The 25,269-nt window shown below is 58.3% G+C and carries 21 protein-coding genes; 12 read left to right on the top strand and 9 right to left on the bottom strand.

Features of this window, described 5'->3' with window-relative positions:
* Window positions 1–37 precede the first annotated feature (37 nt).
* Window positions 38–577 carry an AAA family ATPase gene (locus M8318_RS03995; protein WP_262661031.1) on the bottom strand — a complete coding sequence of 180 codons (540 nt, stop codon included), beginning with the start codon at window positions 575–577 and terminating at the stop codon, window positions 38–40.
* Between the two features lie 349 nt (window positions 578–926).
* Between M8318_RS03995 and M8318_RS03990 the strand changes: the two genes are divergently transcribed.
* The 4 genes from M8318_RS03990 to ansP all read left to right on the top strand — a co-directional run bounded on the left by M8318_RS03990 (window position 927) and on the right by ansP (window position 6,825).
* Window positions 927–2,462 carry a methyl-accepting chemotaxis protein gene (locus M8318_RS03990; protein WP_262661030.1) on the top strand — a complete coding sequence of 512 codons (1,536 nt, stop codon included), beginning with the start codon at window positions 927–929 and terminating at the stop codon, window positions 2,460–2,462.
* A gap of 74 nt (window positions 2,463–2,536) precedes the next feature.
* Window positions 2,537–3,784: an MASE1 domain-containing protein gene (locus tag M8318_RS03985; protein ID WP_262661029.1), complete on the top strand. Its 1,248-nt coding sequence runs from the start codon at window positions 2,537–2,539 to the stop codon at window positions 3,782–3,784.
* Between the two features lie 2 nt (window positions 3,785–3,786).
* Complete coding sequence (locus M8318_RS03980; protein ID WP_262661028.1) at window positions 3,787–5,094, top strand: HdeD family acid-resistance protein; 1,308 nt, start codon at window positions 3,787–3,789, stop codon at window positions 5,092–5,094.
* A gap of 234 nt (window positions 5,095–5,328) precedes the next feature.
* Complete coding sequence (gene ansP, locus M8318_RS03975; RefSeq protein WP_262661027.1) at window positions 5,329–6,825, top strand: L-asparagine permease; 1,497 nt, start codon at window positions 5,329–5,331, stop codon at window positions 6,823–6,825.
* A gap of 58 nt (window positions 6,826–6,883) precedes the next feature.
* On the opposite strand, the gene M8318_RS03970 is transcribed toward ansP, so the two are convergent.
* A complete protein-coding gene (locus M8318_RS03970; protein WP_262661026.1) occupies window positions 6,884–7,276 on the bottom strand; it encodes a RidA family protein in 393 nt (130 codons plus the stop codon).
* A 118-nt stretch (window positions 7,277–7,394) separates the two neighbouring features.
* Between M8318_RS03970 and M8318_RS03965 the strand changes: the two genes are divergently transcribed.
* The gene (locus M8318_RS03965; RefSeq protein ID WP_269468299.1) at window positions 7,395–7,988 is read left to right on the top strand and encodes a TetR/AcrR family transcriptional regulator; all 594 of its coding nucleotides are present in this window, start codon (window positions 7,395–7,397) and stop codon (window positions 7,986–7,988) included.
* 2 nt (window positions 7,989–7,990) lie between these two features.
* On the opposite strand, the gene M8318_RS03960 is transcribed toward M8318_RS03965, so the two are convergent.
* Window positions 7,991–8,314 carry a winged helix-turn-helix transcriptional regulator gene (locus M8318_RS03960; protein WP_262661024.1) on the bottom strand — a complete coding sequence of 108 codons (324 nt, stop codon included), beginning with the start codon at window positions 8,312–8,314 and terminating at the stop codon, window positions 7,991–7,993.
* A 92-nt stretch (window positions 8,315–8,406) separates the two neighbouring features.
* Between M8318_RS03960 and M8318_RS03955 the strand changes: the two genes are divergently transcribed.
* Entirely contained in the window at window positions 8,407–9,156 is a 750-nt protein-coding gene (locus tag M8318_RS03955) for an SDR family NAD(P)-dependent oxidoreductase (RefSeq protein ID WP_262661023.1), read from the top strand.
* 116 nt (window positions 9,157–9,272) lie between these two features.
* Here M8318_RS03955 and yncE read toward each other — a convergent pair whose 3' ends face one another.
* Window positions 9,273–10,334, bottom strand: a complete 1,062-nt coding sequence (gene yncE, locus M8318_RS03950) for a 7-bladed beta-propeller protein YncE (protein ID WP_262661022.1) — start codon at window positions 10,332–10,334, stop codon at window positions 9,273–9,275.
* A gap of 265 nt (window positions 10,335–10,599) precedes the next feature.
* On the opposite strand from yncE, the gene pqqU reads away from it, so the two are divergent.
* Complete coding sequence (gene pqqU, locus M8318_RS03945; RefSeq protein ID WP_262661021.1) at window positions 10,600–12,714, top strand: TonB-dependent receptor PqqU; 2,115 nt, start codon at window positions 10,600–10,602, stop codon at window positions 12,712–12,714.
* An 88-nt stretch (window positions 12,715–12,802) separates the two neighbouring features.
* Here the strand turns inward: pqqU and M8318_RS03940 are convergent, their stop codons facing one another.
* The 3 genes from M8318_RS03940 to M8318_RS03930 all read right to left on the bottom strand — a co-directional run bounded on the left by M8318_RS03940 (window position 12,803) and on the right by M8318_RS03930 (window position 15,407).
* Complete coding sequence (locus M8318_RS03940) at window positions 12,803–13,471, bottom strand: GntR family transcriptional regulator (protein WP_262661020.1); 669 nt, start codon at window positions 13,469–13,471, stop codon at window positions 12,803–12,805.
* Between the two features lie 257 nt (window positions 13,472–13,728).
* Window positions 13,729–14,766 (bottom strand): NADP-dependent oxidoreductase, encoded by a 1,038-nt coding sequence (locus M8318_RS03935; protein WP_262661019.1) that lies wholly within the window; start codon window positions 14,764–14,766, stop codon window positions 13,729–13,731.
* A 65-nt stretch (window positions 14,767–14,831) separates the two neighbouring features.
* Window positions 14,832–15,407 (bottom strand): helix-turn-helix domain-containing protein, encoded by a 576-nt coding sequence (locus tag M8318_RS03930; RefSeq protein ID WP_166182517.1) that lies wholly within the window; start codon window positions 15,405–15,407, stop codon window positions 14,832–14,834.
* Window positions 15,408–15,558: 151 nt separating this feature from the next.
* Here M8318_RS03930 and M8318_RS03925 point away from each other — a divergent pair, with 151 nt between their 5' ends.
* On the top strand, window positions 15,559–16,077 hold the full coding sequence (locus tag M8318_RS03925) for a GNAT family N-acetyltransferase (protein WP_262661018.1): 519 nt from the start codon (window positions 15,559–15,561) through the stop codon (window positions 16,075–16,077).
* Window positions 16,074–16,523 (top strand): DMT family transporter, encoded by a 450-nt coding sequence (locus tag M8318_RS03920; RefSeq protein WP_262661017.1) that lies wholly within the window; start codon window positions 16,074–16,076, stop codon window positions 16,521–16,523. Before M8318_RS03925 ends, M8318_RS03920 begins: the two co-directional genes overlap by 4 nt.
* Window positions 16,524–16,567: 44 nt before the next feature.
* Here M8318_RS03920 and M8318_RS03915 read toward each other — a convergent pair whose 3' ends face one another.
* Both M8318_RS03915 and M8318_RS03910 read right to left on the bottom strand, forming a co-directional pair.
* A complete protein-coding gene (locus M8318_RS03915; RefSeq protein ID WP_262661016.1) occupies window positions 16,568–16,759 on the bottom strand; it encodes a YdcY family protein in 192 nt (63 codons plus the stop codon).
* Between the two features lie 95 nt (window positions 16,760–16,854).
* Entirely contained in the window at window positions 16,855–18,453 is a 1,599-nt protein-coding gene (locus M8318_RS03910; protein WP_106992958.1) for an ABC transporter substrate-binding protein, read from the bottom strand.
* Window positions 18,454–18,734: 281 nt separating this feature from the next.
* On the opposite strand from M8318_RS03910, the gene M8318_RS03905 reads away from it, so the two are divergent.
* The 3 genes from M8318_RS03905 to M8318_RS03895 are packed head-to-tail and all read left to right on the top strand — an operon-like array spanning window position 18,735 to window position 25,220.
* Entirely contained in the window at window positions 18,735–20,075 is a 1,341-nt protein-coding gene (locus M8318_RS03905) for an SrfA family protein (RefSeq protein ID WP_262661015.1), read from the top strand.
* A gap of 4 nt (window positions 20,076–20,079) precedes the next feature.
* A complete protein-coding gene (locus M8318_RS03900) occupies window positions 20,080–23,061 on the top strand; it encodes a virulence factor SrfB (protein ID WP_262661014.1) in 2,982 nt (993 codons plus the stop codon).
* Window positions 23,058–25,220: a virulence factor SrfC family protein gene (locus M8318_RS03895; RefSeq protein WP_262661013.1), complete on the top strand. Its 2,163-nt coding sequence runs from the start codon at window positions 23,058–23,060 to the stop codon at window positions 25,218–25,220. The genes M8318_RS03900 and M8318_RS03895 overlap by 4 nt, the downstream gene beginning before the upstream one ends.
* Window positions 25,221–25,269 lie beyond the last annotated feature (49 nt).

The raw sequence follows: 25,269 nt of genomic DNA, 5'->3' as shown, positions 1-25,269 counted from the left end.
CATTTGGTTTGCCGGATTTCAGATATAAGGCGTCAGATTACAGCGTTGCACGAAGCTCAGCGATCAGGGCATCGGCCTGTTGCCGGGAAGTGATGCGCACGAAGCGGATGTGGGCAAAAGCCGGATTCTGCATGTCGGATTCATAGCGTGCGCGGTTGCTGCGCCAGGTCTTGATCGTCCACAGTAATATCGACTCGCGGCTAAAGAAGGTGCGGCGAAAGCTCTCCCGATTGCCGGTGCCGGGCCACAGCTCCTGCTGAGTCCAGGCGCGTTTTACCGCCCGCGTCACCGCCTGACGCAGGGTGCGGGCCAGACCGTAATCGACCCATACCACCAGATCGACGTGGCGCCATTTAATCGGACGGGTGCGGTTGTAGTTGCCGTCCAGCACCCAGCCCGGCGTGGCGCTGAGCGCCGCCTCCAGCCTGGCGAACAGGACATCGTCGGGAGTGCCCTGCCAGTCGGGACGCCAGTACAGGGTATCCATTTCGATACAGGGTAGCGCCAGTTCGGCGGCGATCCGGCGGGCAAGCGTGCTCTTGCCGCTGCCGCTGGTACCAACCAGGTTGATTTTCATCACATTTCCTGATGAGTCGGGGAAAACGGGCTAACAATGATAATGTTTTATCAATGTTAATGAAACACGATTTCGGCGGTATGGTTTAGGCCACGGATTCATTATTTCCTTAATATTTACCTTAAGTCGGTTTATTTCCCGCCTGCTTTACTATTTGCATCCTGCTGATTGCATTTTTATTACATAGATACCGGTTAATACAAAAAAATAGTTAATTGCGGCGCTTTCTAATTCATTACTTTTTGTGGAGAATACGCCAGCCGTAATATTACAGAATAAACATCCAACCTTGCCTGACTCTTTTGTCGGGCGGCTACTCTTTTACACAGACATCACCATGGAGTTATTCATGAGGCGTAACAATCACGTTACACAAAACGAGTACTTGCTTAACGAAGGGTCGACCTTAATGTCGACCACCGATACCCTGAGTCATATTACGTACGCGAACTCGGCCTTTATTGATGCCAGTGGTTATAAAGAAGAACATCTTATTGGTGAACCGCATAATGTGATCCGCCATCCGGATATGCCTCCGGAGGCGTTTGGCGATATGTGGTTTACCCTGCAGCAGGGCGAGAGCTGGACCGGGCTGGTAAAGAACCGCCGCCACAACGGGGATCACTACTGGGTGCGGGCCAACGTTACGCCGGTCTACCAGAATGACACTCTGACCGGTTATATTTCGGTGCGGAATATTCCCGAACGTCATGAGGTCGATGCCAGTGAAGCGCTTTATCAGCGGGTACGAAATAACGAATTAAAAAGCCATCGCTTTTATAAAGGCGTGCTGGTGCGTCGGGGTATATTCTCCTTCCTCTCTATTTTCAAACGGCTCAGCACTGCAAAGCGGGTCAATTACTCCCTTGGTATTACCGCCCTGGTTGCCCTGACGCTTCCTTTATTATTCCCTGGCGCGTTATTGCAAACCTGCGGACTGGCGGTGCTGTTTATTTTGCTGGCGTTATTTCTTAATGCCCAGATCTGCCGCCCGGTGAAAACCATTGTTAAACAGATGCAGCGCGTGGTCTCGGGCCGCAAGACCGATTATTACCACTTCGATCGCGTCGATGAGATTGGCCTGATGATGCGGCTGGTTAATCAGTCCGGATTAAACCTGAATTCACTGGTAGATGATGTCGGGACGCAAATCAGCGGTATCCGCGCCATCAGCCAGCAGGTGGCTAAAGAAGGCGATGCCCTGCAGGCCCGCTCGGAGGAGACCTCGGGAGATCTGCAGCAGACCGCCGCGGCGGTGGAAGAGATTGCCAGCGCGGTACAACAGACGGCCCAGACGGCGGAAGACGCCATCCGCATGGCCGACCAGACCAGCGCCAGCGCTTACAGCGGCGAAGCGGTGATGAAGCAGACCATCGGCGTGATGCAGTCGGTATCGCGTGATAACGGCCAGATAGTCGATATCATCGCGGTGATCGACCGTATCGCCTTCCAGACCAATATCCTGGCGCTGAATGCCGCGGTGGAAGCCGCCCGCGCCGGGGAAGCAGGCCGCGGTTTTGCGGTGGTGGCCGCCGAAGTGCGTAATCTGGCCCAGCACTCAGCGTCTGCCGCGAAGGAGATCGCGTCGCTTATCGAGAAGAACGTCGCCAGCGTCAACGCCGGGGTCAATATGGTCGAGCAAACCGAAACCCAGCTAACCACCATGATCGGCAACGTGCTGAACATGTCGGCACTGATTAAAGAGATCGGCCACGCCACTCAGGAGCAGACCCAGGCGCTGACCCTGATTAATGAGTCCATTTCCCGTATCGGAGTGATGACCCATAACAACACCGGGATGGTGGAGCACGTCACCCAGGCGGCCAACCACCTCACCCAACGCACCACCCGCCTGCAGCAGGCGATTGCGGTGTTTGGCGGCTGACGCCGCGGCAAAAATGGCTAACCCGGCGAAAAGGTCATATCTTTTTAAAGCGCTAGTTGCAGCCGGGAGCCTGGATGAAAGCAGATAAACTGACGTTAACGGTTTCGTTACTCGCCTGGGGGGCGCTCTACTATCTGCTGGGCTGGATCTCCTTATACCTCGACGGCCCGGAAAGCCGGGTGGCCTTTATCTGGCTGCCGTCGGGCGTGGCCGTCGCCGCCTTCCTTATTACCGCGCGAAAGCAGTGGCTCGCGCTGTGGTTTACCCTGTTCCTCGCCCGCCTGGCGCTGGGATTGACCTTTCATCATACGTTTCACGTCTCGCTGGTGCTGGCCCTGTTTTCGCTCACCAGCCAGGTAGGGATTGCCTGGTGCGTGCGCTACTTTTCCCGGGGCTACGACCAGTTGCACAAAATCGTTACCTGGGTGATCTCGACGATTGTCATCAGTGCCCTGGCGGCGCTGGCGGGGGTTGGCTGGCTCTCCCTGCTGGCCGGGAGCGTACAGATGCAATGGCTGTGGATCGCCTGGAGCGCTAATGTCACCGGCACGCTGTTTGTTACCCCGCCGCTGATGGGTCTGCTGTCCCCGGCTGATAAACAGGCGCGGCGTGAGTCGCTGGCGGGTGTCTGTTTAGTTTTCGCCGTCTTGCTGGCGACCCTGTATATCTTCAGCAACGTGCCCGACCCCAGCGACAATGTCGCCGTGATTTACGCCCTGGCCTGCCTGCCGTTGGTTCTGTTGACTGCCGCCACCGTTATCTGCGGGAATCGGCTGGCGTCGCTGGCGTTTATCCTGTTTAGCGCCGGGGTGATCTATGCCTCCTGGCGGGAAACCGGCCCCTTTTATTTTGCCCGTTTGACGCCGGAAGAGTCGGTCTTACTGGCGCAGTGTTATCTTTCTGCCGCCGCCCTGCTGCTGGTGTTTATCCGCGCCCAGAAAATGCACAGCACGGCCGGTCGTCATTCCCGGGCGATGGCCTACACCCTCGATCCCGAAACCGGCCGGATGAGCTGGGATCCTCATGCGGACCCGACGCTCGCCGCCGCGTTAGCCCCGGTCACCCACCGGGAAGCGCTGCTGGCCCTGGTGCCCGATCCGCAGCAGCAGGCCCGGATGGCCGCCCGCTGGCAGGCGGTGGCGAACAACCAGCCCGTTGCTGAGACGTTTCGTTTTACGCTGGCGATTGCAGGCCATCCGCCCATCACCTTAACAGAGCGAAATATGCTGATGATGAGCGATAAGGATCGCCCGGTGATTGTCGCATTCTGGTCTGAGGACCAGGGAAGCCTGTTTCAGCCCGCACCGCAGGAGGAGGGTTAACCATGCTGCAGATCGCCTTTTTACTCGCCGGGGCGGCGTTTGTCCGCAAGGCGGCACCCTTCTTTATGGTGGCAGGCATGCTCTGGGGCGGGCTGGGGCTGGCCATTTTTATTGATGGTCTGCAGGGTGGGCTGCATTTCCCGCTGCACGTCTTTGGCCTGTTTCTGCTGCTCGACAGCATGGTGTCGCTGGCGCTGGGCTCGGCGGCCAAAGGGACTCAGCGCGGCATTTTTTACTTTAAGGGCGGCGTGTTCCTGTTAATCGCCATTCTGATCCTGTCGGGTCGCCACGATGGCACCCTGGTGCTGGCGATCGTCTTTGGGATTGCGTACTTCATTACCGGCCTGTTCACCATCGCTTCTGCGGTGGTGGTGCGCTTTACCCACTGGCGTCGGGCCCTGCTGTCCGGGGTGTTACAGATCCTGTTTGCCATTTTCCTGTTCCTGCCCTTTCCGACCGAACATGACGGCACCGTCTCGCAGTTTATCGGCATGGTGATGCTCACCGGCGGGCTGCAATCGGTGATCCTCTCCCTGCGGATGCGCCAGATCCGCCAGGGTCGCTCAGTGTTCGATATTCTCGCCCCGCAGACGCTGATGACCGCCGGGCGCGAGACGCTGCCCCAGGCGGTAGCAAACACGCCGGGCCATCAGCTGATCGTTCACGTCTGGACCCCGGAAGGTTCGGCTAAACAGCAAACCCTACCGCGCCCGGTGATCAACCGCTATATCGCCGCTGTCGACGCCAACGGGGTGATCTCAACCGGCCATGCAGCGCTTGAGGTTCCTCCTGCCCTCTATATCAGCCTCTATCCGGCGGCGGAGATCGACCGGTCGCCTTCGGAGTTTTTCAACCTGCTGAAAGCGGTAGAAGCGAATACGGTGGCGGGCAAGTATCAACCGGATTACCGCTTTGAAGCCAATATGTGGTGCGAGTCCGATCGCAAAATCCACTTCTCCACCTTCAATGTGGCATCGTTAACCCATTTCTGGACCCACTACCGACAAACCGAAACCTACAATCTGACCTGGCGCAACTGTTCCAGCAGCGTGGCGTACGCCCTCGAAGCGGCCCTCGACGGAGCCTTAAAAGAGCGCTGCTCCCGGGGCGGTTTTGTGCGGCTGCTGTTTATTCCGGAGCTGTGGATCGCCGCGCAGCTGCGCAAGCGCGCCACTAATATGGCCTGGACACCCGGGTTGGTGCTGGACTATACCCGGGCGCTGCATGCGGTGGTTCACCCCACGGACGTGTCGCTTCTGCACCTGATTAAAAAGAGATGGTTTACGGCTGCGGATACGGGTCGTCAGTAACCTTTTCCAGCCAATCTTCAGCGCCTGATATTTACGTCGACATACATCACTTTCGCCCCGTTATTTTTTGCGTCGATTATTAATTGCAGGTAGGATGCTTCGCCATGTTTTGCCTTATCCATACGCAGAATGACTGGAAAGGCAGCACATTTCCGCGCAAGAGCAATCGTTTGTATTGCGACTGCCGGGTACGGACATCATGAAAGTGATTTTGACAGGTAAACAGGTAACTCAATGAAAACAAGCAATAAAAGCGCGGCCGATCATCAGGCTGCGAAACGTCGCTGGCTGAACGCCCACGAAGAGGGCTATCACAAGGCGATGGGCAACCGTCAGGTGCAGATGATCGCCATCGGCGGCGCTATCGGTACGGGGCTGTTTTTAGGTGCAGGCGCCCGTCTGCAGATGGCTGGCCCGGCCCTCGCCCTGGTCTATCTGGTGTGCGGGATCTTCTCCTTCTTTATTCTCCGTGCCCTTGGCGAACTGGTATTACACCGTCCGTCCAGCGGCAGCTTCGTCTCCTACGCCCGTGAATTCCTCGGTGAAAAAGCCGCCTATGTGGCGGGCTGGATGTACTTCGTCAACTGGGCGATGACCGGGATCGTGGATATCACTGCGGTGGCCCTGTACATGCACTACTGGGGCGCGTTTGGCGATGTACCGCAGTGGGTGTTTGCCCTTGGCGCGCTGGCGATCGTCGGGACCATGAACATGATCGGCGTGAAGTGGTTCGCCGAGATGGAGTTCTGGTTTGCGCTGGTTAAGGTACTGGCGATTGTCATCTTCCTGGTGGTGGGTACGGTGTTCCTTGGCACCGGTAAACCGCTGGACGGCAACATGACTGGCTTCCACCTGATCACCGATAACGGCGGTTTCTTCCCGCATGGCCTGTTGCCTGCGCTGGTGCTGATTCAGGGCGTGGTGTTCGCCTTTGCCTCCATTGAGCTGGTGGGTACGGCGGCAGGCGAATGTAAAGATCCCGAGAACATGGTGCCAAAAGCGATCAACAGTGTGATCTGGCGTATCGGCCTGTTCTATGTCGGCTCCGTGGTGCTGCTGGTTCTGCTCCTGCCGTGGAACGCCTATCAGGCGGGGCAAAGCCCGTTCGTGACCTTCTTCTCCAAGCTGGGCGTGCCCTACGTGGGCAGCATCATGAACATCGTGGTTCTGACCGCGGCGCTCTCCAGCCTGAACTCCGGCCTCTACTCTACTGGCCGTATCCTGCGCTCCATGTCGATGGGCGGTTCTGCGCCGAAGTTTATGTCGAAGATGAGCAAGCAGCAGGTGCCATACGCGGGCATTCTGGCGACCCTGGTGGTGTACGTCTTCGGCGTGTTCCTGAACTATCTGGTGCCGTCGCAGGTGTTTGAGATCGTGCTTAACGTGGCGGCGCTGGGCATTATCGCCTCCTGGGCCTTTATCGTGGTGTGCCAGATGCGTCTGCGCAAAGCGATTAAAGAAGGCACCGCGGCTGACGTGAGCTTCAAAATGCCGGGCGCGCCGGTCACCTCCTGGCTGACCCTCTTGTTCCTGTTCAGCGTGCTGGTGCTGATGGCGTTCGACTACCCGAACGGCACTTACACCATCGCCACGATCCCACTGCTGGCAGTCCTGCTGGTGGCTGGCTGGTTTGGCGTGCGTAAGCGCGTGCATGAGATCCACAGCACCGCGCCGGTCCATCCGGACGATGAAAAGCGCGATGGTCCGCTGTTGGAAGAGACCTCAAGGTAAAAGCGTTACTAAAAAAGGGAAGGCAAAGGCCTTCCCTTTTTTTTGCCCGGGCCTACGGTTACTGCGGAATGCGGGCGATAACCTTGATTTCGAAATCAAATCCTGCCAGCCAGGTCACGCCAACGGCGGTCCAGTTCGGATAAGGCGGCTGCGGGAATGTAGCCTGTTTGACCTCCATGATCGTTGCAAACTGATTTTGCGGATCGGTGTGGAAGGTCGTGACATCAATCAGATCATCGAACGTACACCCCGCCGCGGCAAGGGTCGCTTTCAGGTTATCAAAAGCAAGCTGCACCTGAGCTGCAAAATCCGGCTCCGGCGTGCCATCGGCGCGGCTGCCCACCTGACCGGAGACAAACAGCAAATCGCCGGAACGGATCGCGGCAGAATAACCGTGCTCTTCATAGAGAGCATGTCGGTTGGCAGGGAAAACCGGTTCGCGCTGGATCATAGCGTGTCCTGTACTGTATCGAGGGTGAAAAACGCGTACGGATGATTTAATATACGCGGCGTATGTCAAATTAATCACACATACGCCGTGTATGTCAAATGAAGATGGAGAACCTGTGATGGCCAAACGCCGCAGCGAAACGATGGAAGAGAACCGCGAAAAATTGATCGCGGCAGCGCGTAAAGCCTTTGCCGAAAAGGGCTTTGTCGCGGCATCAATGGATGACCTCACGGCCAGCGTCGGCTTGACCCGCGGGGCGCTATACCACAATTTTGGCGATAAAAAGGGACTTCTCGCTGCAGTTGTCGACCAGATTGATGGAGAAATGGCGCAACGCGCTAAGGCTGAGGCCGCTGAGGTGGTTGATGACTGGGAAAGATTGTTAGCCGAAGGGGTCGCCTATATCAAAATGGCGCTGGATCCGGAGGTGCAACGCATCGTTCTGCTCGATGGCCCGGCGTTTCTGGGCGATCCCGCCCAGTGGCCGGGTCAGCTGAGCTGCCTGGAGTCGACCCGTCAGAGCATCATCAAAATGCTCGAAGGCGGCGTGATAAAACCGGTGGACGCAGACGCCGCGGCTTACATGTTAAACAGCGCTGCCATGAGCGCGGCCCTGTGGATAGCGGCCAGCCAGGACCCACAGAAAGCGCTGCCGGACATTATTGCGGTATTTACGCAGCTGGCGAGCGGCCTGTGCCAGCGTCCGCAATAAAATTACTGTTCATCTACCGGGACGTTTGCACGGTTGGCATTTCCCCATTCGCACAGCGGCTGCAGCGCCTGCGCCAATGTGCGACCAAACTCTGTAATTGAGTATTCCACCTTAGGTGGCACCTCTTTGAAATCATACCTTACCAGGATCCCGTCCTCGGTTAAGTCTTTAAGCTGCTGGATTAGCACTTTCTCACTGATACCTTCAACGAGCCGCTTGAGTTCGCCAAAGCGGCGTGGGCTGAACTGAAGGTGGAATAACAGAATCGGTTTCCACTTCCCACCTATGTAACGCAAGGCCACGTCGAGGCCGCAAACGGCATTCATTATTTTTCTCCATACATACCTTTTGGTAGGTACTAGTATATATGAAAGTAGCCAATTACACTGCATTTCCGCTTCGAAAACTGGACATCAACATGGGTAAATTAGCAGGTAAAGTTGTGGTTATTACGGGTGCCAACAGTGGAATTGGTCTGGCATCGGCTAAACGGTTTGCGGCTGAAGGGGCACGTGTCTTTATGACCGGGCGACGCGCCAGAGAGCTGGAAGAGGCGGTAAAAGAGGTAGGGAATAACGCGATCGGCATTCCCAGCGATATTTCAAAAATGGGGGATCTGGACGCGTTATTCGATACGGTTCGCCAGCAGGCGGGTCAGATTGACGTTCTGTTTGCCAATGCGGGCGGCGGTGATTTCGCATCCTTAACGGATATCACTGAAGAGCAATACCACCGCATCTTTGACACCAACGTGAAAGGCACGCTTTTCACCGTGCAAAAAGCGCTGCCGTTACTGAAGGACGGTGCCTCTGTGATTCTGACGGGCTCAACCAGTGCCACGACAGGCGTACCGGCCTTTAGCGTCTACAGCGCCAGTAAAGCCGCCGTGCGCAATTTTGCCCGGAGCTGGATAATGGAGCTGGCGCCGCGGAAAATCAGGGTCAATGTTCTGGTGCCGGGCGCAACCTCAACCCCAGGCTGGCATGGCCTTTCATCAGATAAAACGTTCAACCAGGAGATGATCCGCGCGGTGGAATCGACAACGCCGCTGGGCCGGCTTGCTGAACCCGCAGAGGTGGCGGCTGCGGCCTTGTTCCTGGCCTCCGATGACAGCAGTTATGTGAATGGAAGTGAGCTGTTTGTTGATGGCGGATCGGCACAAATATAGGCCCGGTTACAACAAGCGCTGCCTTTGCCCGGCGGCGCTATGCTTGCACGGGCCTACGGTTTACGTGGTGTTGTAGGCCGGGTAAGGCGAAGCCGTCACCCGGCACGGCACTCACCTTACAGCGCGATACGGATCACATCATCCGGCTGGGTGGCTTCCTGCTGGCGGGAAGACTTCTGCTTCACGGTCACGAACAGGGTTTTACCGTCGGCGGAGAGCGCCAGGCTGTTCGGGAAAGTTGGGGTGTCGTGAGTCTTCGTCACTTTATAGGTTTTCGCGTCAATCACGCTCACCTTGCCCGCCTCGCGGTGGGTCACGTAGGCTTCATTGAGTGCCGGGTTAAACAGCACTGCCAGTGATTCCGGCGCCGCCACTTTACTGATGACGCTGCCATCTTTCAGGGAGACAACCAGCACTTCCGGCTGCTTAGAGTCGGTAATAAACGCGCGCTGGCCTTTCACGTCGAGGCTCAGGTTCAGGTAGAAGTGCTCTTTCCCGTCGTCCTGTAGTTTCTTGCGCTCGATGATTTTGTGGGTCGCGGTATCGATGGTCAGCAGCTCGCCGTCACCGTTGGTGGTGTACAGACGTTTCGCCTGCGCATCCAGCGCCAGACCGGTGCTGAACTTACCGGTGCCGGTAATGGTCTCTTTCAGCTTCAGCGTTTCGCCATCCACTACCCAAATCACGCTCTCTTTACCAATGCCGGTGATATAGACGGTATTGGTGGTGTCATCGGCCACCAGCTCACGCGGCTGCAGCGGTTTAACGGTTTCGCTGCGCTTACGGTCGTCAAGCACCAGACGGCCCTTCACGTCACCGGTTTTGGCATCAATTGCGGTCACCGCGCTGTTGGTGGTGTTACCAAACCACAGCGTCTGGGTAGCGTTGTTGATGGTCGCGCCAAAAGGTTTCAGATCGCTATGAATCGCCTGGGTAACTTCCAGCGTCAGCGGATCGAGACGGTAAACCACCCCACCCTTATCGGTTTTGCGGCTCTGCGTGGTGGCGACCCACAGCGCATTCTCCTGCTGGCTGACGGCCATCTCATACGCGCCTTTACCAACTGCTTTACGCAGCATCTCTTCTGCAGCGTGAACATTAAAGGTCCCGGCGACCAGCAGAGTACCTAACAGCAGTGAGCCACGCAGACGCGGCGAGCACAGGTGACGTAAATTCATAACAACTCCCTTTTAACGTAAATGGTATCGCTGACATCGCTTCCGGCTGGCAAAGTCATCGCTTCGCCTGATTATGGATGAGAATAGTAATCATTATTTATCGCAATGTGGAGTAATTCTTGATCGCGTCAGGACGAACCGCCGATTTAACCTACACTTTGCTTAACGCTATGTGCTGTTATGGTTTTCAAAACATTTACAAAAGATTTACCATGTAAGCACATGTTCCATTTGGTTCGTCATTTCCTTAAGCGGCTTTTTATTAATGAAAATCTTTTCTGCCCGTAAGGCAACGCTTCCCCTGCTGTTGGTTCCTGTTATTTTTTCTCCTGTTGCCACCCTGGCGGCAGAAGAGCAGACCATGATCGTCAGCGCGTCGCCACAAACGCTCTCTGAGCTGGATACCCCTGCTGCGGTCAGCGTGGTCAACGGCGACGATATGCGCCACGCCACCCCGCGTATTAATCTCTCTGAAACGCTTGGCAGCGTGCCAGGACTGCAAATCCAGAACCGGCAGAACTACGCCCAGGACCTCCAGTTATCGACCCGTGGTTTCGGGGCGCGTTCCACCTTCGGGGTGCGCGGTATTCGTCTGTATGTCGACGGGATCCCGGCCACCATGCCAGACGGCCAGGGGCAAACGTCGAATATCGATCTCAACAGTATCGAGAGCGTCGAGGTCCTGCGCGGGCCGTTCTCCGCCCTGTACGGCAACGCCTCGGGCGGCGTGATAAACATGACCACCGAAACCGGACGCCAGCCTGATACCGTGGAGGCCAGCAGCTATTACGGCAGCTACGGCAGCTGGCGTTACGGCATGAAGGCCACCGGCGCGATGGGCGACGGCACTCAGCCAGGGGATGTGGATTACACCGTCTCCACCACCCGCTTCACCACCCACGGCTATCGCGATCACAGCGGCGCGCGTAAAAACCTCGCCAACGCCAAACTGGGCGTGCGCATCGACGACGCCAGCAAGCTGACCCTGATTTTCAACAGCGTGGATATGAAAGCCAACGATCCCGGCGGCCTTGACTATCAGGAGTGGCGGGATAACCCGCGCCAGTCCCCGCGCGGCGATCAATACAACACCCGTAAGACCATCAAGCAGACCCAGGCTGGCCTGCGCTATGAGCGCCAGCTGAGCGCGCAGGATGACCTTAGCGTGATGGCCTATGCGGGCGAACGCGAGATGACTCAGTACCAGTCGATTCCGTACCAGCCCCAGCTGCGTCCCACCCACGCGGGCGGCGTGATCGACATGCAGCGCCACTACCAGGGGATCGACACCCGCTGGACCCACCGCGGGGAGCTGCTGGTACCGATGACCTTCACCACCGGCCTGAACTACGAAAACCTGAGTGAAGATCGTCGCGGCTATGAAAACTACGTGATGAACAACGGGACTCCGGACTACGGCGTGAAAGGGGCGAAACGCCGCGACGAGCGCAACCTGATGTGGAACGTCGATCCCTACCTGCAAACCAACTGGCAGCTGACGGATAAGCTCTCCCTTGATGCGGGCGTGCGCTACAGCTCCGTATGGTTCGACTCGAACGACCACTATGTGCAGGGTGCCAACGGCGATGACAGCGGCGAGGCCAGCTACCATAAATGGCTTCCGGCAGGTGCGCTGAAGTACCGCGTGACCGACGCATGGAACCTGTATGCCGCCGCAGGCCGTGGTTTTGAGACGCCGACCATAAACGAACTCTCCTACCGTACCGATAACCAGAGCGGCCTGAACTTCGGCCTGAAGCCGTCCACCAACAACACCTATGAAGTGGGGAGCAAAACGCGGATCGGCAACGGCCTGTTCACCGCGGCGCTGTTCCGTACCGATACCGACGATGAGATCGTGGTGGACGCTAGCGCAGGCGGACGCACCAGCTACAAAAACGCCGGCAAAACCCGTCGTCAGGGCGTGGAGCTCGGCCTTGACCAGCGGTTTGCTGAAAACTGGAAGCTGAAAATGGCGTGGACCTACCTGGATGCCACTTACCGCAGCAACGTCTGCGGCGACGCAGACTGTAACGGCAACCGGATGCCGGGCATTGCGCGCAACATGGGCTATGCCTCGTTTGGCTGGCAGCCTGAAGAGGGTTGGTACGCCGGTTCGGATGTGCGTTACATGAGTGACATCGAGGCCGATGACGAGAATAACGCCAAAGCGCCCTCTTATACCGTCGTGGGTCTGAACACCGGCTATAAGATGAATCTGGGTAACTGGGGAATGGATCTCTTTGGTCGCGTGGATAACCTGTTCGATAAAGAATATATCGGGTCGGTGATCGTTAATGAATCCAATGGCCGTTATTACGAGCCGGCGCCAGGACGTAATTATGGCGTTGGGTTATCAATCTCTTACCGCTTTGAGTAATTAAACTACCCGGCAGGCATTCGTCTGCCGGGAATAAACAAGCGAAGCGGTAATATTAAAAATATAGCGTTTCGCTGGCGGTTAAATATTACGCTAAATATTGTTGCAGCAGCAGGTTATTCGCTTTGTCCACGACCTCGGCGACGGCGGCCCGGCACCGTTCAACATCGCGTTTCTCCAGCGCGTCGATCAGTTCATCATAGCGATAGGTAGTCGCAGGAAGTTCGATATCCTGATCGTACCAGTAGCTAAAGCAGGGACCGATCCGCATCCACAGCTGTTCGATCAGGGTGCAGAGTGTTGGCATTTCTGCGTGTTTGTACAGGGTAAAGCGGAAGATACGGTTGGCCTGCAAAGACTTCTCCACATCGTTGTTGCTCATGGCGTCGTGAAACGCCTCACTGAGTTTACGCAACTCTTCAAGCTTGCTGTCCGTCATGCGTTCGCAGGCGGCGGCAACGGCCAACATCTCCAGTTCCCGACGGATGCGGTTGACCTCGTCATACCCTACCTGTGTCACTTCAGGCACCAGAAAGGCCTGAGCCGGTGCAGCGTGCAGTACGCCTGCGGAGACCAACCGCAGTAGTGCTTCACGAACCGGAGTAATACTGGTGCCTAATTTATCGGCAATCTCTTTCGTCACAAGACGTGACCCTGGCCTAAGCGAACCGGCAATTAACGCCCCTTTCAGCGCCACTTCCACCTGAGTCGTCAGACTCATGCGCTGCGCTTTTTCTATATTATCCAAATCAAGCATGTTCAATTCCTGTAACAGATGCAAAACGCGCTTTGCCAAATGGGCAAAAGGCGTGAAGCGACGCGTGATGATATATCCTGTATCTGCATGCCTGGTATTCTTGACCGCATAAAAACAGAACTAAAATTAATTGATTTCTTAAGGTATCTCATCCGTCAATTTTGCGGCTGAGTTATTGTAGACATGTATTATTAAAGACGTTATTCAGAATTTTGCATAGTCCGTAAGGGCGGTTTTACCCGCCCTTACAAGTACTATTAGTTATCCTTCGCGACGCGTATCACGACTTTGCCGAAATTTTTACCTTCCAGCAGACCAATCAGCGACTGCGGGGCATTGTCCAGCCCATCAACCACTTGCTCGCGGTAGTGGATTTTGCCCTCATTGACCCAGCGGCCCATCTCCTGCTGAAACTCTTCGATGCGATGGCCATAGTCCTGGTTGATGATAAAGCCCTGCATGCGAATACGTTTTTTCAGCAACGTACCCATCAGCAGTGGCAGCCTGTCCGGGCCGTCCGGCAGGGCGTCGTTGTTATACCCACTCACCAGACCACACACCGGCACCCGCGCCCCGGTGTTTAACAGCGGCAGTACGGCGTCGAACACCTTCCCGCCCACGTTTTCGTAATAGACGTCGATCCCTGCCTGGCAGGCCTTAGCCAGCTGGTCAGCAAAATCGGCAGCATGGTGATCGATGCACTGGTCAAAGCCCAGCACCTCGGTCGCATGGCGACATTTCTCCGCGCCCCCGGCAATACCTACCACCCGGCAGCCTTTTAGCTTGCCAATCTGCCCGACGGTAGCCCCAACCGGACCGGTTGCGGCCGCCACCACCAGGGTTTCGCCCTCTTTGGGCTGGCCAATATCCAGCAGCCCCATGTAGGCGGTAAAGCCTGGCATACCCAGCACCCCCAGCGCCCAGGAGGGACGCTCAGGGTTATCGCCCAGCTTAACCAGACCACTGCCGTCGGAGACGTCATACTCCTGCCAGCCGCTGTAGCCGAGCACCCATTCCCCGGCTTTATAGTCCGGGTGATTTGACTGCTCAACGCGGCTGACCGTGCCGCCCACCATCACCGCCCCGATCTCCACCGGCGGCGAGTAGGATGGCGCATCGCTCATGCGGCCGCGCATATAGGGGTCCAGCGACAGCCAGACGGTACGGAGCAGGATCTGCCCTTCAGCCAGCGGAGGAACAGCACGCTCCTCCAGGCGAAAATTATCGGCAACCGGGGCGCCCTTTGGACGCGAAGCGAGAACCCAACGACGGTTTGGTGTAGAAGGCTGACTCATATATGACTCCAGATTACACAAATGTCCTTAGAGACTAGCTGCATATCCTCCAGCCTGCCTTCGCATTACGAGCCGGATTGATTGAGCCGCACCACCAGATACACACAGGGTTCACGACTCTCGTTGATAAAACGACAGTCGTTTGGCGGCCCCAGTTCCAGGCAATCCCCGGCGCGCATTTCGTGGCGGGTATCGCCTTCCTGAAAGACCAGTTCACCCGACTGCAGCCAGATCAGCTGGCGTGCAAGGGCATAAGAGGAGGCAGGCATCGGTACATCGCTCCCCCCGGGAAGTTCAACCTGCACCATATCGATAGGCAGATCGCTGCGAGGTGAGACATGACGACGCAGATAGTGCGTTTGCGGGTCGCGCCAGACCGGCTGGTTGGCAAAGCGTAACAGCTTGCCTTCCTGCAGTTCAGCGCGCGCGATAAGCGTTGACATACTGATGCCAAACGCGCCGGAGAGACGGGCCAGCAGCGTTGCCGTCGGGCTGCTCTCTGCGCGTTCAATTTTATGGATCATCGCTCGTGAGACACCGGCGCGTTCCGCCAGCTCGCTCAGCGACCAGCCGCGGGCTTCACGCTCCAGCCGGATACGGGCGCTGATCCGTTGATTGATATTGTCTGGCATAGTTGTCATCGCGTAATACTATAGTGAAAGTAATGGATTACAAGGTGCTTTTTACATAACAAAAAGTTATGACTTATAGCATAGTGCTAAGTCCGTCGCTCTGTGTAATATTGTGACAATACGTACCACTATAGTGAACACATTCAGCCCGAGGATCCCCATGATTATTCGTCACGCCTGCAAAGAGGATTGCGCCGCCATCGGTGAAATTTATAACCACGCGGTGCTGCACACCGCCGCGATCTGGAACGATGCTACGGTCGATACCGATAACCGTATCGCATGGTTCGAAGCGCGCCAGATGGTGGGATATCCGGTGCTGGTAAGCGAGGAAAATGAGGTGGTGACGGGCTATGCCTCCTTCGGTGACTGGCGCGCCTTTGACGGCTTTCGTCATACCGTGGAGCACTCGGTGTACGTTCATCCGGACCATCAGGGCAAAGGCATTGGTCGCGAGCTGATGAAGGCCCTGATCGCAGAAGCGCGGCGCATTGGCAAACACGTGATGGTGGCAGGGATTGAAGCGCAGAACAGCGCCTCCCTTCATCTGCATGAGACGCTGGGCTTTGTCACCACCGGACAGATGCCGCAGGTGGGCACCAAGTTTGGCCGCTGGCTGGATCTGACCTTTATGCAGCTGCAGCTCGACGAGCGTACTGATCCGGATAATATCGGATGAATCAGTCTCTGACGCTGGTGTTTCTGGTGGCGGCAGGCATTGGTCTGGTGGTGCAGAATACCCTGATGGTGCGCATTACCCAGACTTCGAGCACTATTCTTATCGCCATGCTGCTCAACTCGCTGGTGGGGATTGTGCTGTTTGTGTCGATCCTGCTGATTAAAAACGGCGTGGCCGGGTTCAGCGAGCTGGTGAATACGGTGCGCTGGTGGACCTTAATCCCTGGCCTGCTGGGGTCGTTTTTCGTTTTTGCCAGCATCAGCGGGTATCAGTATGTCGGGGCCGCGACGACCATTGCAGTGCTGGTCGCCAGCCAGTTGATTGGCGGTCTGGTGATGGACGTGGTGCGCAGTCAGGGAGTGCCGCTGAAGGCGCTGATCGGCCCGGTTTGCGGCGCGGTGCTGCTGGTCATTGGCGCCTGGCTGGTGGCAAGGCGCTCATTCTGACATCAGAGGATCACCCCGCCTTTGATCAGGCTCTCCTCGCGGGCTTACTGCTCCTCTTTGTAGTGTTTGCCGTGATGGGCGATGGTATTGCGCAGCCGCTGCTGCTGGGTATAGCGATCTTCCCGGCTGAGTTCGGTGTCTTCGCTTAATTCAATCAGCAGCTCGTTCATATGAACGATCACGCTTTCCTCAACCGCCGCATCAACGCGGGCGATCACTTCCTCTAAATGTGACATTGTCACTCCTTGCATTTGCCCGGCGGCGCTACGCTTGCCGGGCCTACGGGTGCATGTGTAGGCCGGGTAAGGCGAAGCCGCCACCCGGCGCTCTGTCAGTTAAGCTTCGCCTTCGAGAAATCGCTCCCCATCAGGCTGACGCTATACCCGCTGACGTTGCTGCGGGTGGCGTAGAAGGTTTTGCCGTTCGCCAGCGCAATCCACGGCGCCTGCTGGTAGAAGATCTCCTGCGCCTGGCTATAGAGCTTCGCGCGGGCAGCCGGGTCGCTGGTGAGCTTCGCTTTCTGGACCAGGTCATCATAGCCCTTGTCGCACCAGCGCGCAGCATTGGAGCCGGTTTTAATGCTGTTGCAGCCCAGCAGTACATCGGCGAAGTTATCCGGGTCGCCGTTATCCGACATCCAGCCAAACAGCGCGCTGTCGTGCTCGCCTTTACGCATCCCGGAGAGATACTCGCCCCACTCATAGGAGACGATCTTCGCTTTAATCCCTACCTTCGCCCAGTCGCTCTGGATCATCTCGGCAATACGGCGTGAGTTCGGGTTATACGGACGCTGCACCGGCATCGACCACAGGGTCACTTCCGCCCCCTGCTCCAGTCCGGCCTGTTTCAGCAGCGCTTTTGCTTTTTCGGGATCGTAGCTGTAGTCCTGCAGATCTTTATTAAAGCCCATCATATTCGGCGGGATCGGCGATTTTGCCACCGTGCCGGAGCCCATAAATACCGCGTTGATAATCGCTTTTTTATCGGTGGCGTAGTTCAGCGCCTGACGCACCAGCACGTTATCAAACGGTTTTTTCTCGGTGTTAAACGCCAGATAGCCGACGTTCAGCGCATCCACCGAGTGCAGGGTCAGATCGTTGTTTTTCTTGATCACATCAAACTGCACCGGAGATGGCGCAGGGATAATCTGGCACTCGTTGGTCTGCAGCTTCGCCAGACGGGTCTCGACGTTTGGCGTGATGGAGAAGATCAGATGTTTGGTCGGCACCTCGCCATCCCAGTAATTCGGGTTAGCCAGATAGCGGATCTGGGAATCGGTTTTGTACTGCTGGAGCACGTATGGCCCGGTACCGATCGGCCAGGTATCGACGTTCTCCGGGGTGCCTTTCTTCAGCATCGCGTCGGCATATTCCGCAGAGAGGATCGAGGCAAAGTCCATCCCCCAGTCGGCGAGGAACGCGGCATTCGGTTCGCTCAGCACAAACTGAACGTGGGTATCATCTACCTTCTTCACCTCCTGAATCAGCTTATCCAGCCCGACGTCATTGAAATATTCATAGTTGCCCTGTGACACCTTGTGGTAGGGGTGATTAGGGTCTTTCTGACGCAGCACCGAGAAAATAACGTCGTCGGCATTAAAGTCGCGGGTCGGTTTGAAGAATTTATTGCTGTTGAACTTCACCCCTTTGCGCAGGGTAAAAGTATAGGTTTTGCCATCCGGGGAGATGGTCCAGGATTCCGCCAGCGACGGAACCGGAGTATTTTTGACCGGATCAAAGTTAATCAGGCGGTTATACAGCACCTGCGAACTGGCGACAAAGGTCGGGCCGGAGCTGGCGATCTGCGGGTTGAATGACTCAGGCGAGGCCTCAGAGCAGTAGATAATGGTGTCGTTTTTCGCCGCCGAGGCGGCACCTGCCGGTAACAACGCGCTTAATGCCAGCGCGAGGAGCGTTTTCCCTGTAGACATGTTTATTACCTGTTTGGTTTTATTATATAGAAGGGTAATAACAGCACAGCCCCTCTCCCCTGGCAAATAACGAAACACTATCAGGTTATTCTAAAGCAGTTATTTCCGCTGATTTTCCCACCAGCCGCGGGAGAGTGATTTGCCTTAAGGTACATTCAACGTCAAGCACTTTCCGCTGCCTCAATGCTGTAAGAAATCGCCGCTTTTGCCGTCTCTTCTGCCGTTTGCTTGCCCGCAGATTTCGTAAAGTAGACGCGTGAAAAAGTCTATGGGACCAAATCGTGGCAAAAACCCTTTTACGCAGCGGCAATCTTGATGATTTTCAGGCCGTTGGCGGCGGCGGACAGGCCGTTTTTGAATCAGCATTGCAAATCCGCGAGGCCCTGCGCCTGCGCAAACAGCAGTCGATTGTCGACTGCCTGGCGATCCCGCAGGTCAATGATGAAGGCGACCGGGTAGACTGGTACTCGCCCACAGAAGGCACCGTGACCAGCTGGAAAGCCGCCGACGAAGATGCGCGCTTCCGGGCCCTGCGCCTGCTGGAAAGCACCCTGTCCAGCGTCGAGTCCCTGAGCAAAAAATCGCTCCAGTCGCCAAAAACCGCCCAGCAGCTGTTTGGTTCCCTGCTCTCTAAAGCGTTTCAGTTTCCCGGCGAGAACTTCCTGTTCCTGGTGGACGGCAAGCCGGTGATCACCTTCTGGGGGTTTGTGAACCTCAATGAAAATGCGCGGGAGGATATCCTCGACTGCCTGCGCGCTTCCCTGCTGCCGGCCCCGATGCCTGCCCCGGTTGTTGAGCCCGAGCCTGAATCCGAGCCGGAACCGGCCATCGTCTTTGAAAAAGCCGATGAACCGCTGGTTGCTGCCCCCTCAACGGTGCATATCACCGCCGACGATCTGTACGAGGCGCATCCCGCTCCGGTGATGACCGCCAGCGAGCCCGAGCCGGAACCGACCCCGGTGGTGGTGGCCGCGAAAAAACGCCGCCTTCCACTCTGGCCGCTGCCGGTTGCCGCCGTGGTGGTTGCTGCCGTTGCCGGCCCGCTGCTGTGGCAGAAGCACGCCCCCACCGCTGAGCCGGTAAAAGCCGTGGCGGCCGCCCCGGTGGCCATCGAGCCAAAACCGGTTGCCGCCGTCGAACCTCTGCCGCTGAATTTACCGCTGCACCAGGCTGAAGTCGCCGCCGTGAAAGCCCCGGCCCCGGTCGCGGCCGAGCCGGTGGTGATTACTGCGATCCCGAAAGAGGCGATGGTGATGGAGGCCGGTCAGGTGAAATCCGGCTCGACCCGTTTTCTTAATGGCAGCTGGCGCGTCATGCTGGATGTGACCGATCCGATCACCGGCAAACCACCGTCACTGCGCTATCAGATCCAGAACAATAAAGGGACGGCCCGCGTCGTTCACGGCGACAACGTGGTCTGCCGCGTGGAGGTCTTCTCCGGCCTGCACAGCAACGGTGAGCTGCTGATCAAAACCCGGGGCAACGCCCGCTGCGCCGACGGCTCGCGCTACCCGATGCCGGAAATTACCTGTAAAGCCGGTACCAACGACGTGGCGGAATGCAGCGCGCGCTACGACGCGAAAACCGTAGTTCCATTGACATTCAGGAAGGCAGGTGCGTGATCCTATGCTGGTAAACCTTTGCGACTACAAACAGAGCGTCACGCTGATTGCAAACAGCGGCGTTCAGTTTCTTGATTTTGGCCTGACGCCGCAGGACTCCGCCCAGAGCGGACGTTTCGTGCGTAAAACCGCTAACGGCCCCCTGCTGCGCCTGAACTTCGATCTGGTGAATGGCCGTTACACCCTGCCCACTACCGGTGGCGGACAGCCGGAGGTGGTCAAACCCGAAAGCACCATTCTGCTCCAGCAGTCGCTGGCGGTACTGGACGGCGTCTGGCTGCCGGTGCCGTTTTTACGCTTTAACCCGCCGCGCACCTTTGTTGACGGCCCGGATAACTGGGCGCGGGTGCAGGTGCGTAAGCTGGAGACCCCGGACAACGCCGGGAACAGCCACCGCGTGACCCTGGCGCTGGACAGCCAGATTGCCGCCCACGCCACCAGCCCTCTGTCGCCGGTGGAGAACGACATTCTTAACGGGACCCGCTTCGCGCTGGCCTGGCGCGATGACGAAGTGGTGAACTTCCTCGACCAGACCTGGATTGACGGCTGGCTGCGCGAGGCCTTTACCCAGTATGCCGCGGGGGTGGAGAACCGCGCCGAGCGCGATCTCCAGCTGGCAATGCGTAACTTTGAGTATCAGGCGCACTGGCTAAACATTATGGCAATGCTGGGCGAACAGCTCACGGTGCCGGAAGTGAAATTTGTCACCCATACCCTCAGCACCCCGGCGATCCCGGTGGATCTGATTCTGGATGTCGGCAACACCCACACCTGCGGCGTGATCATTGAAGACCACGGCGATGCCAACGACGGCCTGCGCCAGACCGCCGAGCTGCAGGTGCGCTCCCTGAGCGAACCGCAGTTCCTCAACGAGCCGCTGTTTACCAGCCGTCTGGAGTTTTCCGAAGCCCGCTTCGGCAAGCAGCACTTCTCGGTGGAGAGCGGTCGGGAAGACGCCTTTGTCTGGCCTTCCATCGTGCGCGTCGGCGACGAAGCGCGGAAGCTGGCAACCCAGCGACTGGGCACCGAAGGCAACAGCGGCATCTCCAGCCCGCGCCGCTACCTGTGGGATGAAACCCCGGTGGTGCAGGACTGGCGCTTCAGCCAGATGAACAGCAAAACCCAGCGCGAACCGCTGGCGACCGCCTTCCCGCTGATGAACCTGATGAACGATGACGGCCAGCCGCTGTTCACCCTGCCGCAGGATGAGCGTCTGCCGGTCTTCTCGCCGCAGTACAGCCGCAGCACCCTGATGACCCACATGCTGTGCGAACTGCTGGCGCAGGCGCTGGGGCAGATCAACAGCGTGGCGACCCGTCTGCGTCTGGGCTTCCCGGCGTCGCCGCGTCAGCTGCGCACTCTGATCCTCACCCTGCCGTCGGCAATGCCGAAGCAGGAGCGCGAGATCTTCCGCCGCCGCATGTTCGAAGCCATCGCCATCGTCTGGAAAGCGATGGGCTGGCACCCGCAGGATGACGACTTCTCCAGCCGTAAGCAGCAGGAGAAAAGCGTGGTGCCGGTGCCGGAGATCCAGATGGAGTGGGACGAAGCTAGCTGCGGCCAGCTGGTATGGCTGTATAACGAAGCGATCTCCCATTACAACGGCCAGACCGAAGCCTTCTTCGCGGCGGTAGCCCGCCCGGATCGCGAGCCGGAGCCAGGCTGCGCCCCGGGTCGCGCCCTGCGCGTGGCCTCGATTGATATCGGCGGCGGCACCACCGACATGGCGATCACCCATTACCAGCTCGACGATGGCTCGGGCAGTAACGTCAAAATCACGCCGCAGCTGCTGTTCCGCGAAGGCTTTAAGGTGGCGGGCGATGACACCCTGCTGGATGTGATCCAGCGTTATGTCCTGCCTGCCCTACAGACGCAGCTGCAGAAGTCCGGCATTGCCGATGCCTCCCTGCTGATGGCCTCGCTGTTTGGCGACTCCGGGCGTATCGATACTCAGGCAGTGCTGCGCCAGCAGACGGCGCTGCAGCTGTTTATGCCGATTGGCCATGCGATCCTCGCCGCGTGGGAAGCCAGCGATATCGATAATCCGCTCGACGGGCTGCACGCCACCTTTGGCGATCTGCTGACCCGCAAGCCGACGCGCAATGTGATGAATTATCTCCAGCAGGCCATCGAACACGCTCTGCCTACAGGTTCTGAGCCGTTCGACCTGTTCGCCGTGCCGCTGCACGTTAACTTCCGTGAGATGCAGGATGCAATGCTGGCCGGGCACTTTACCCTCGCCGCGCCGCTGCACGCGGTAGCGGAAGCGATCTCCCATTACGCCTGCGATATCCTGCTGATCACCGGGCGTCCGGGCTGTCTGCCGGGCGTACAAGCACTGATCCGCCATCTACAGCCGGTGCCGGTCAGCCGGATGGTGTGGCTGGATAAGTACCGGGTGCATGAGTGGTATCCGTTCAGCCAGCAGGGGCGGATCGGCAACCCGAAATCCACCGCTGCGGTTGGGGCGATGCTCTGTAGCCTGGCGCTGGATCTGCGCCTGCCGCGCTTCAACTTTAAAGCGGCGGATATCGGGGCCTACTCCACCGTGCGTTATCTCGGCGTGCTGGATAATACCGTCAACACCCTGCGCGACGAGAACGTCTGGTATCAGGATATCGATCTCGACAAACCGGGGGCGAAGCTGGATACCCGCCTGCACTTCCCGCTGCGCGGTAACGTGACGCTCGGCTTCCGTCAGCTGGCGAATGCCCGCTGGCCTGCCACCCCGCTCTACACCCTGAGCATCAACTCGGCGGAACTGGCGAAATCCATCGCCGGGGATGGGGTTCTGAACGTGCGCCTGAAGCTGTGCGGCGGGAACAAACATGATGGCCCGGAAGCCTTTGAACTGAGCGATGCCTGGCTGCAGGACGGCACCCCGGTGCCGCCGGATTCCCTGACCTTTAAACTGAATACCCTGGCCGACCGCCGACACAGCGGTAGCCACTACTGGATCGACAGCGGGAGCGTATACCTGAAATGACAGCCACGACGACCACAACTCAGGCGTTAATCGGGTGGATCAACACAACGCGCCAGCACGCCCCGATCATCGATAACGACGCCGACGCCCTGTTGGCCAGACTGGCGATAGCCGACGCGCGGGAACAGGCTATTGAGCGGGCGCTCTCCTCAGGAAGCACTATCGGCTTGTACGGTCACGCCCAGGCGGCGAAAGCCCACCTGCTCGCCACCCTGTGTGGAAGCGACAATCAGCGCATGAACGTGATTGTCGGCCAGCGGACCTTTGACTATTTTTCACACATCAACCCTGGCCACGTCCTGACCAACATGGCGCTGCGCTTCAGCCCGAACGCGGCAGAGATCGCGGACGACGCCTTTCCGCTGCGCCTGAGTCTGCTCACCGAGGCCGAACTGGTGCAGGTCTTCCTGGCCCGCGCCACGCTGCCGGCGGTGGACAAAACCGTGATTGAAGCCCGGCTGGAGAAGTGGCGCGCCCTGCGTCAGCCCCAGAGCGTACCGGGGATCACGCCCGCCGAGGTTGGCACCATCGCCCACTACTGGCGCGATACGGTGCCCGCTGCAGCCCAGCAGATGGACGATGCCCTGTGGCACCAGTTTGCCCTGCTGCTGCCGTCGCTGGATCTGAGCACCCGCGCCAGCGTCTGGTCGCTGCTGTGGGGCGAACAGCAGGAGCTGACCCAGCAGTGGCTGAAGCTTGCGCATATTCTGCACCAGACCAGCCATGCCCGGGCGCTGGCCGCGCCGCTGAGCCTGCTGGTGGATAACTTTGGTCTGCCGACCGAGGGCTTCCTCACCCGGGGCGACATGGCCCTGCCGGACGTGCAGCAGGCGGTGCTGCATCCGCTGCACAACGGCGAGCTGCTTAACGCCATCAGCATCCCGCTGGACGTGCTGGCCCTGCTGACCCGCGAGCTGATCCTGCCGGTAGAAAACAGCGCCCTGGCCGGGGTGGATATCATTGATATTCCGGCCCCGTCGGCCCAGCCTGATTTCCCCCTGGCCCAGGCTAAGCAGCAGTGGCTGCTGGAGCACTATCGCCAGCATCTGCAGCCGGATGTGCTGGTGATCTGCAACGCTACTGCCCATCATGGCGAGACGGCACAAACCGCAAAAACGCTGCTCAACTGGGTGAAAGCGACCCAGCCAGGTGACGACGCCGCCCTGCCGGGGCTGGTGTGGGCGATCACCCCGCAGGATGCGCGCTTTACCCGCCGGACTAATCTCGACGAAGCGGTGCAGCAGCTGCTCGGCAAACCCGGTCAGCACTGGGGTACCCTGCAGGCGCTCGACAGCAGCAGCATGCAGCGGGTGATCGAGTGGCTGTCCCAGGCGACGTTGCCAGCCCAGCGCCAGACGCGCCTTCAGGCGTTACGCCTGCGGCATCAGCGCGAACTGCATCAGCTGATGCAGGGGTATCTGGCACCATTGACTCAGGATCCTGCCGCCCAGCGCGGTGCTGCCGAAGCGATGGTGCGTACGCTGCAGGGTAGCGCCGCCCGTCACGGCGAGCTGCTGGAAGGGTTACTCCCGCCGCTGCGCGCCTTTGAAACGCTGCTCGCGGTGCAACAGCCGCGCGAAGAGCAGGTCAACGGCCTGTTTACCGACGCCATCGACCTGTTTGCCGACAGCGCCCAGGATGCCGATGAGATCTGGCAGCCGACGGACAAAGCCCGCCTCGCCCATCTCGTGTGGGTGAATCACCTGCGCCAGTGGAGCCGCGACGAAGCCGTCGCCAGCCGTCTGGGGCTCGACAACGCGGTATTACAGCAGATTAGCGATGTGCTGGTGATCGCCAGCTATCGACTGAACCTGCTCGCTCAGCTGAAGAAGATTGTCGATACCGATAAGAGCAGCGCCGCGCAGCTGCATGCCGCGCTGGGGAATTTCGTGGGCTGGGTCGGCTATGCGCAGACGCCCGCTTCTGACCGCCCTGCCAGCCGCATCCGCAAAGGTCAGCCGGTGTTTGTAACCCCAACGGTTAACAGCAGCGCGCCCCGCCTGACCCGCCTCGGCGAGCAGCCGGTGCACGCGGCCACGGCTTATGTCTATGACTGGCTGGTAGCGTTGTACACCCAGGCGATTGATAACATCGGGTATCAGCATCCGCACGATATGACGATGGAGGATCGTAAGGCGTTGCAGGGATTGCTCGGCTGAAAAAACGCCTGATGGCGCTACGCTTATCAGGCCTACGGTCAGAGCAGTT

The sequence above is a fragment of the Leclercia tamurae genome (genome assembly GCF_025566055.1).
Taxonomy (GTDB): Bacteria; Pseudomonadota; Gammaproteobacteria; order Enterobacterales; family Enterobacteriaceae; genus Enterobacter; species Enterobacter tamurae.
Note: the sequence above shows the minus strand (reverse complement) of the source record. Positions and strands in the feature narration are given on the sequence as shown.

Coding starts and splice junctions, on each gene's coding strand:
- M8318_RS03895 (WP_262661013.1), top strand. CDS start 23,058: ATGACAGCCACGACGACCACAACTCAGGCGTTAATCGGGTGGATCAAC.
- M8318_RS03955 (WP_262661023.1), top strand. CDS start 8,407: ATGGGTAAATTAGCAGGTAAAGTTGTGGTTATTACGGGTGCCAACAGT.
- M8318_RS03960 (WP_262661024.1), bottom strand. CDS start 8,314: ATGAATGCCGTTTGCGGCCTCGACGTGGCCTTGCGTTACATAGGTGGG.
- M8318_RS03925 (WP_262661018.1), top strand. CDS start 15,559: ATGATTATTCGTCACGCCTGCAAAGAGGATTGCGCCGCCATCGGTGAA.
- M8318_RS03930 (WP_166182517.1), bottom strand. CDS start 15,407: ATGACAACTATGCCAGACAATATCAATCAACGGATCAGCGCCCGTATC.
- yncE (WP_262661022.1), bottom strand. CDS start 10,334: ATGAATTTACGTCACCTGTGCTCGCCGCGTCTGCGTGGCTCACTGCTG.
- ansP (WP_262661027.1), top strand. CDS start 5,329: ATGAAAACAAGCAATAAAAGCGCGGCCGATCATCAGGCTGCGAAACGT.
- M8318_RS03990 (WP_262661030.1), top strand. CDS start 927: ATGAGGCGTAACAATCACGTTACACAAAACGAGTACTTGCTTAACGAA.
- M8318_RS03985 (WP_262661029.1), top strand. CDS start 2,537: ATGAAAGCAGATAAACTGACGTTAACGGTTTCGTTACTCGCCTGGGGG.
- M8318_RS03935 (WP_262661019.1), bottom strand. CDS start 14,766: ATGAGTCAGCCTTCTACACCAAACCGTCGTTGGGTTCTCGCTTCGCGT.
- M8318_RS03900 (WP_262661014.1), top strand. CDS start 20,080: ATGCTGGTAAACCTTTGCGACTACAAACAGAGCGTCACGCTGATTGCA.
- M8318_RS03915 (WP_262661016.1), bottom strand. CDS start 16,759: ATGTCACATTTAGAGGAAGTGATCGCCCGCGTTGATGCGGCGGTTGAG.
- pqqU (WP_262661021.1), top strand. CDS start 10,600: ATGAAAATCTTTTCTGCCCGTAAGGCAACGCTTCCCCTGCTGTTGGTT.
- M8318_RS03940 (WP_262661020.1), bottom strand. CDS start 13,471: ATGCTTGATTTGGATAATATAGAAAAAGCGCAGCGCATGAGTCTGACG.
- M8318_RS03920 (WP_262661017.1), top strand. CDS start 16,074: ATGAATCAGTCTCTGACGCTGGTGTTTCTGGTGGCGGCAGGCATTGGT.
- M8318_RS03970 (WP_262661026.1), bottom strand. CDS start 7,276: ATGATCCAGCGCGAACCGGTTTTCCCTGCCAACCGACATGCTCTCTAT.
- M8318_RS03965 (WP_269468299.1), top strand. CDS start 7,395: ATGGCCAAACGCCGCAGCGAAACGATGGAAGAGAACCGCGAAAAATTG.
- M8318_RS03980 (WP_262661028.1), top strand. CDS start 3,787: ATGCTGCAGATCGCCTTTTTACTCGCCGGGGCGGCGTTTGTCCGCAAG.
- M8318_RS03910 (WP_106992958.1), bottom strand. CDS start 18,453: ATGTCTACAGGGAAAACGCTCCTCGCGCTGGCATTAAGCGCGTTGTTA.
- M8318_RS03995 (WP_262661031.1), bottom strand. CDS start 577: ATGAAAATCAACCTGGTTGGTACCAGCGGCAGCGGCAAGAGCACGCTT.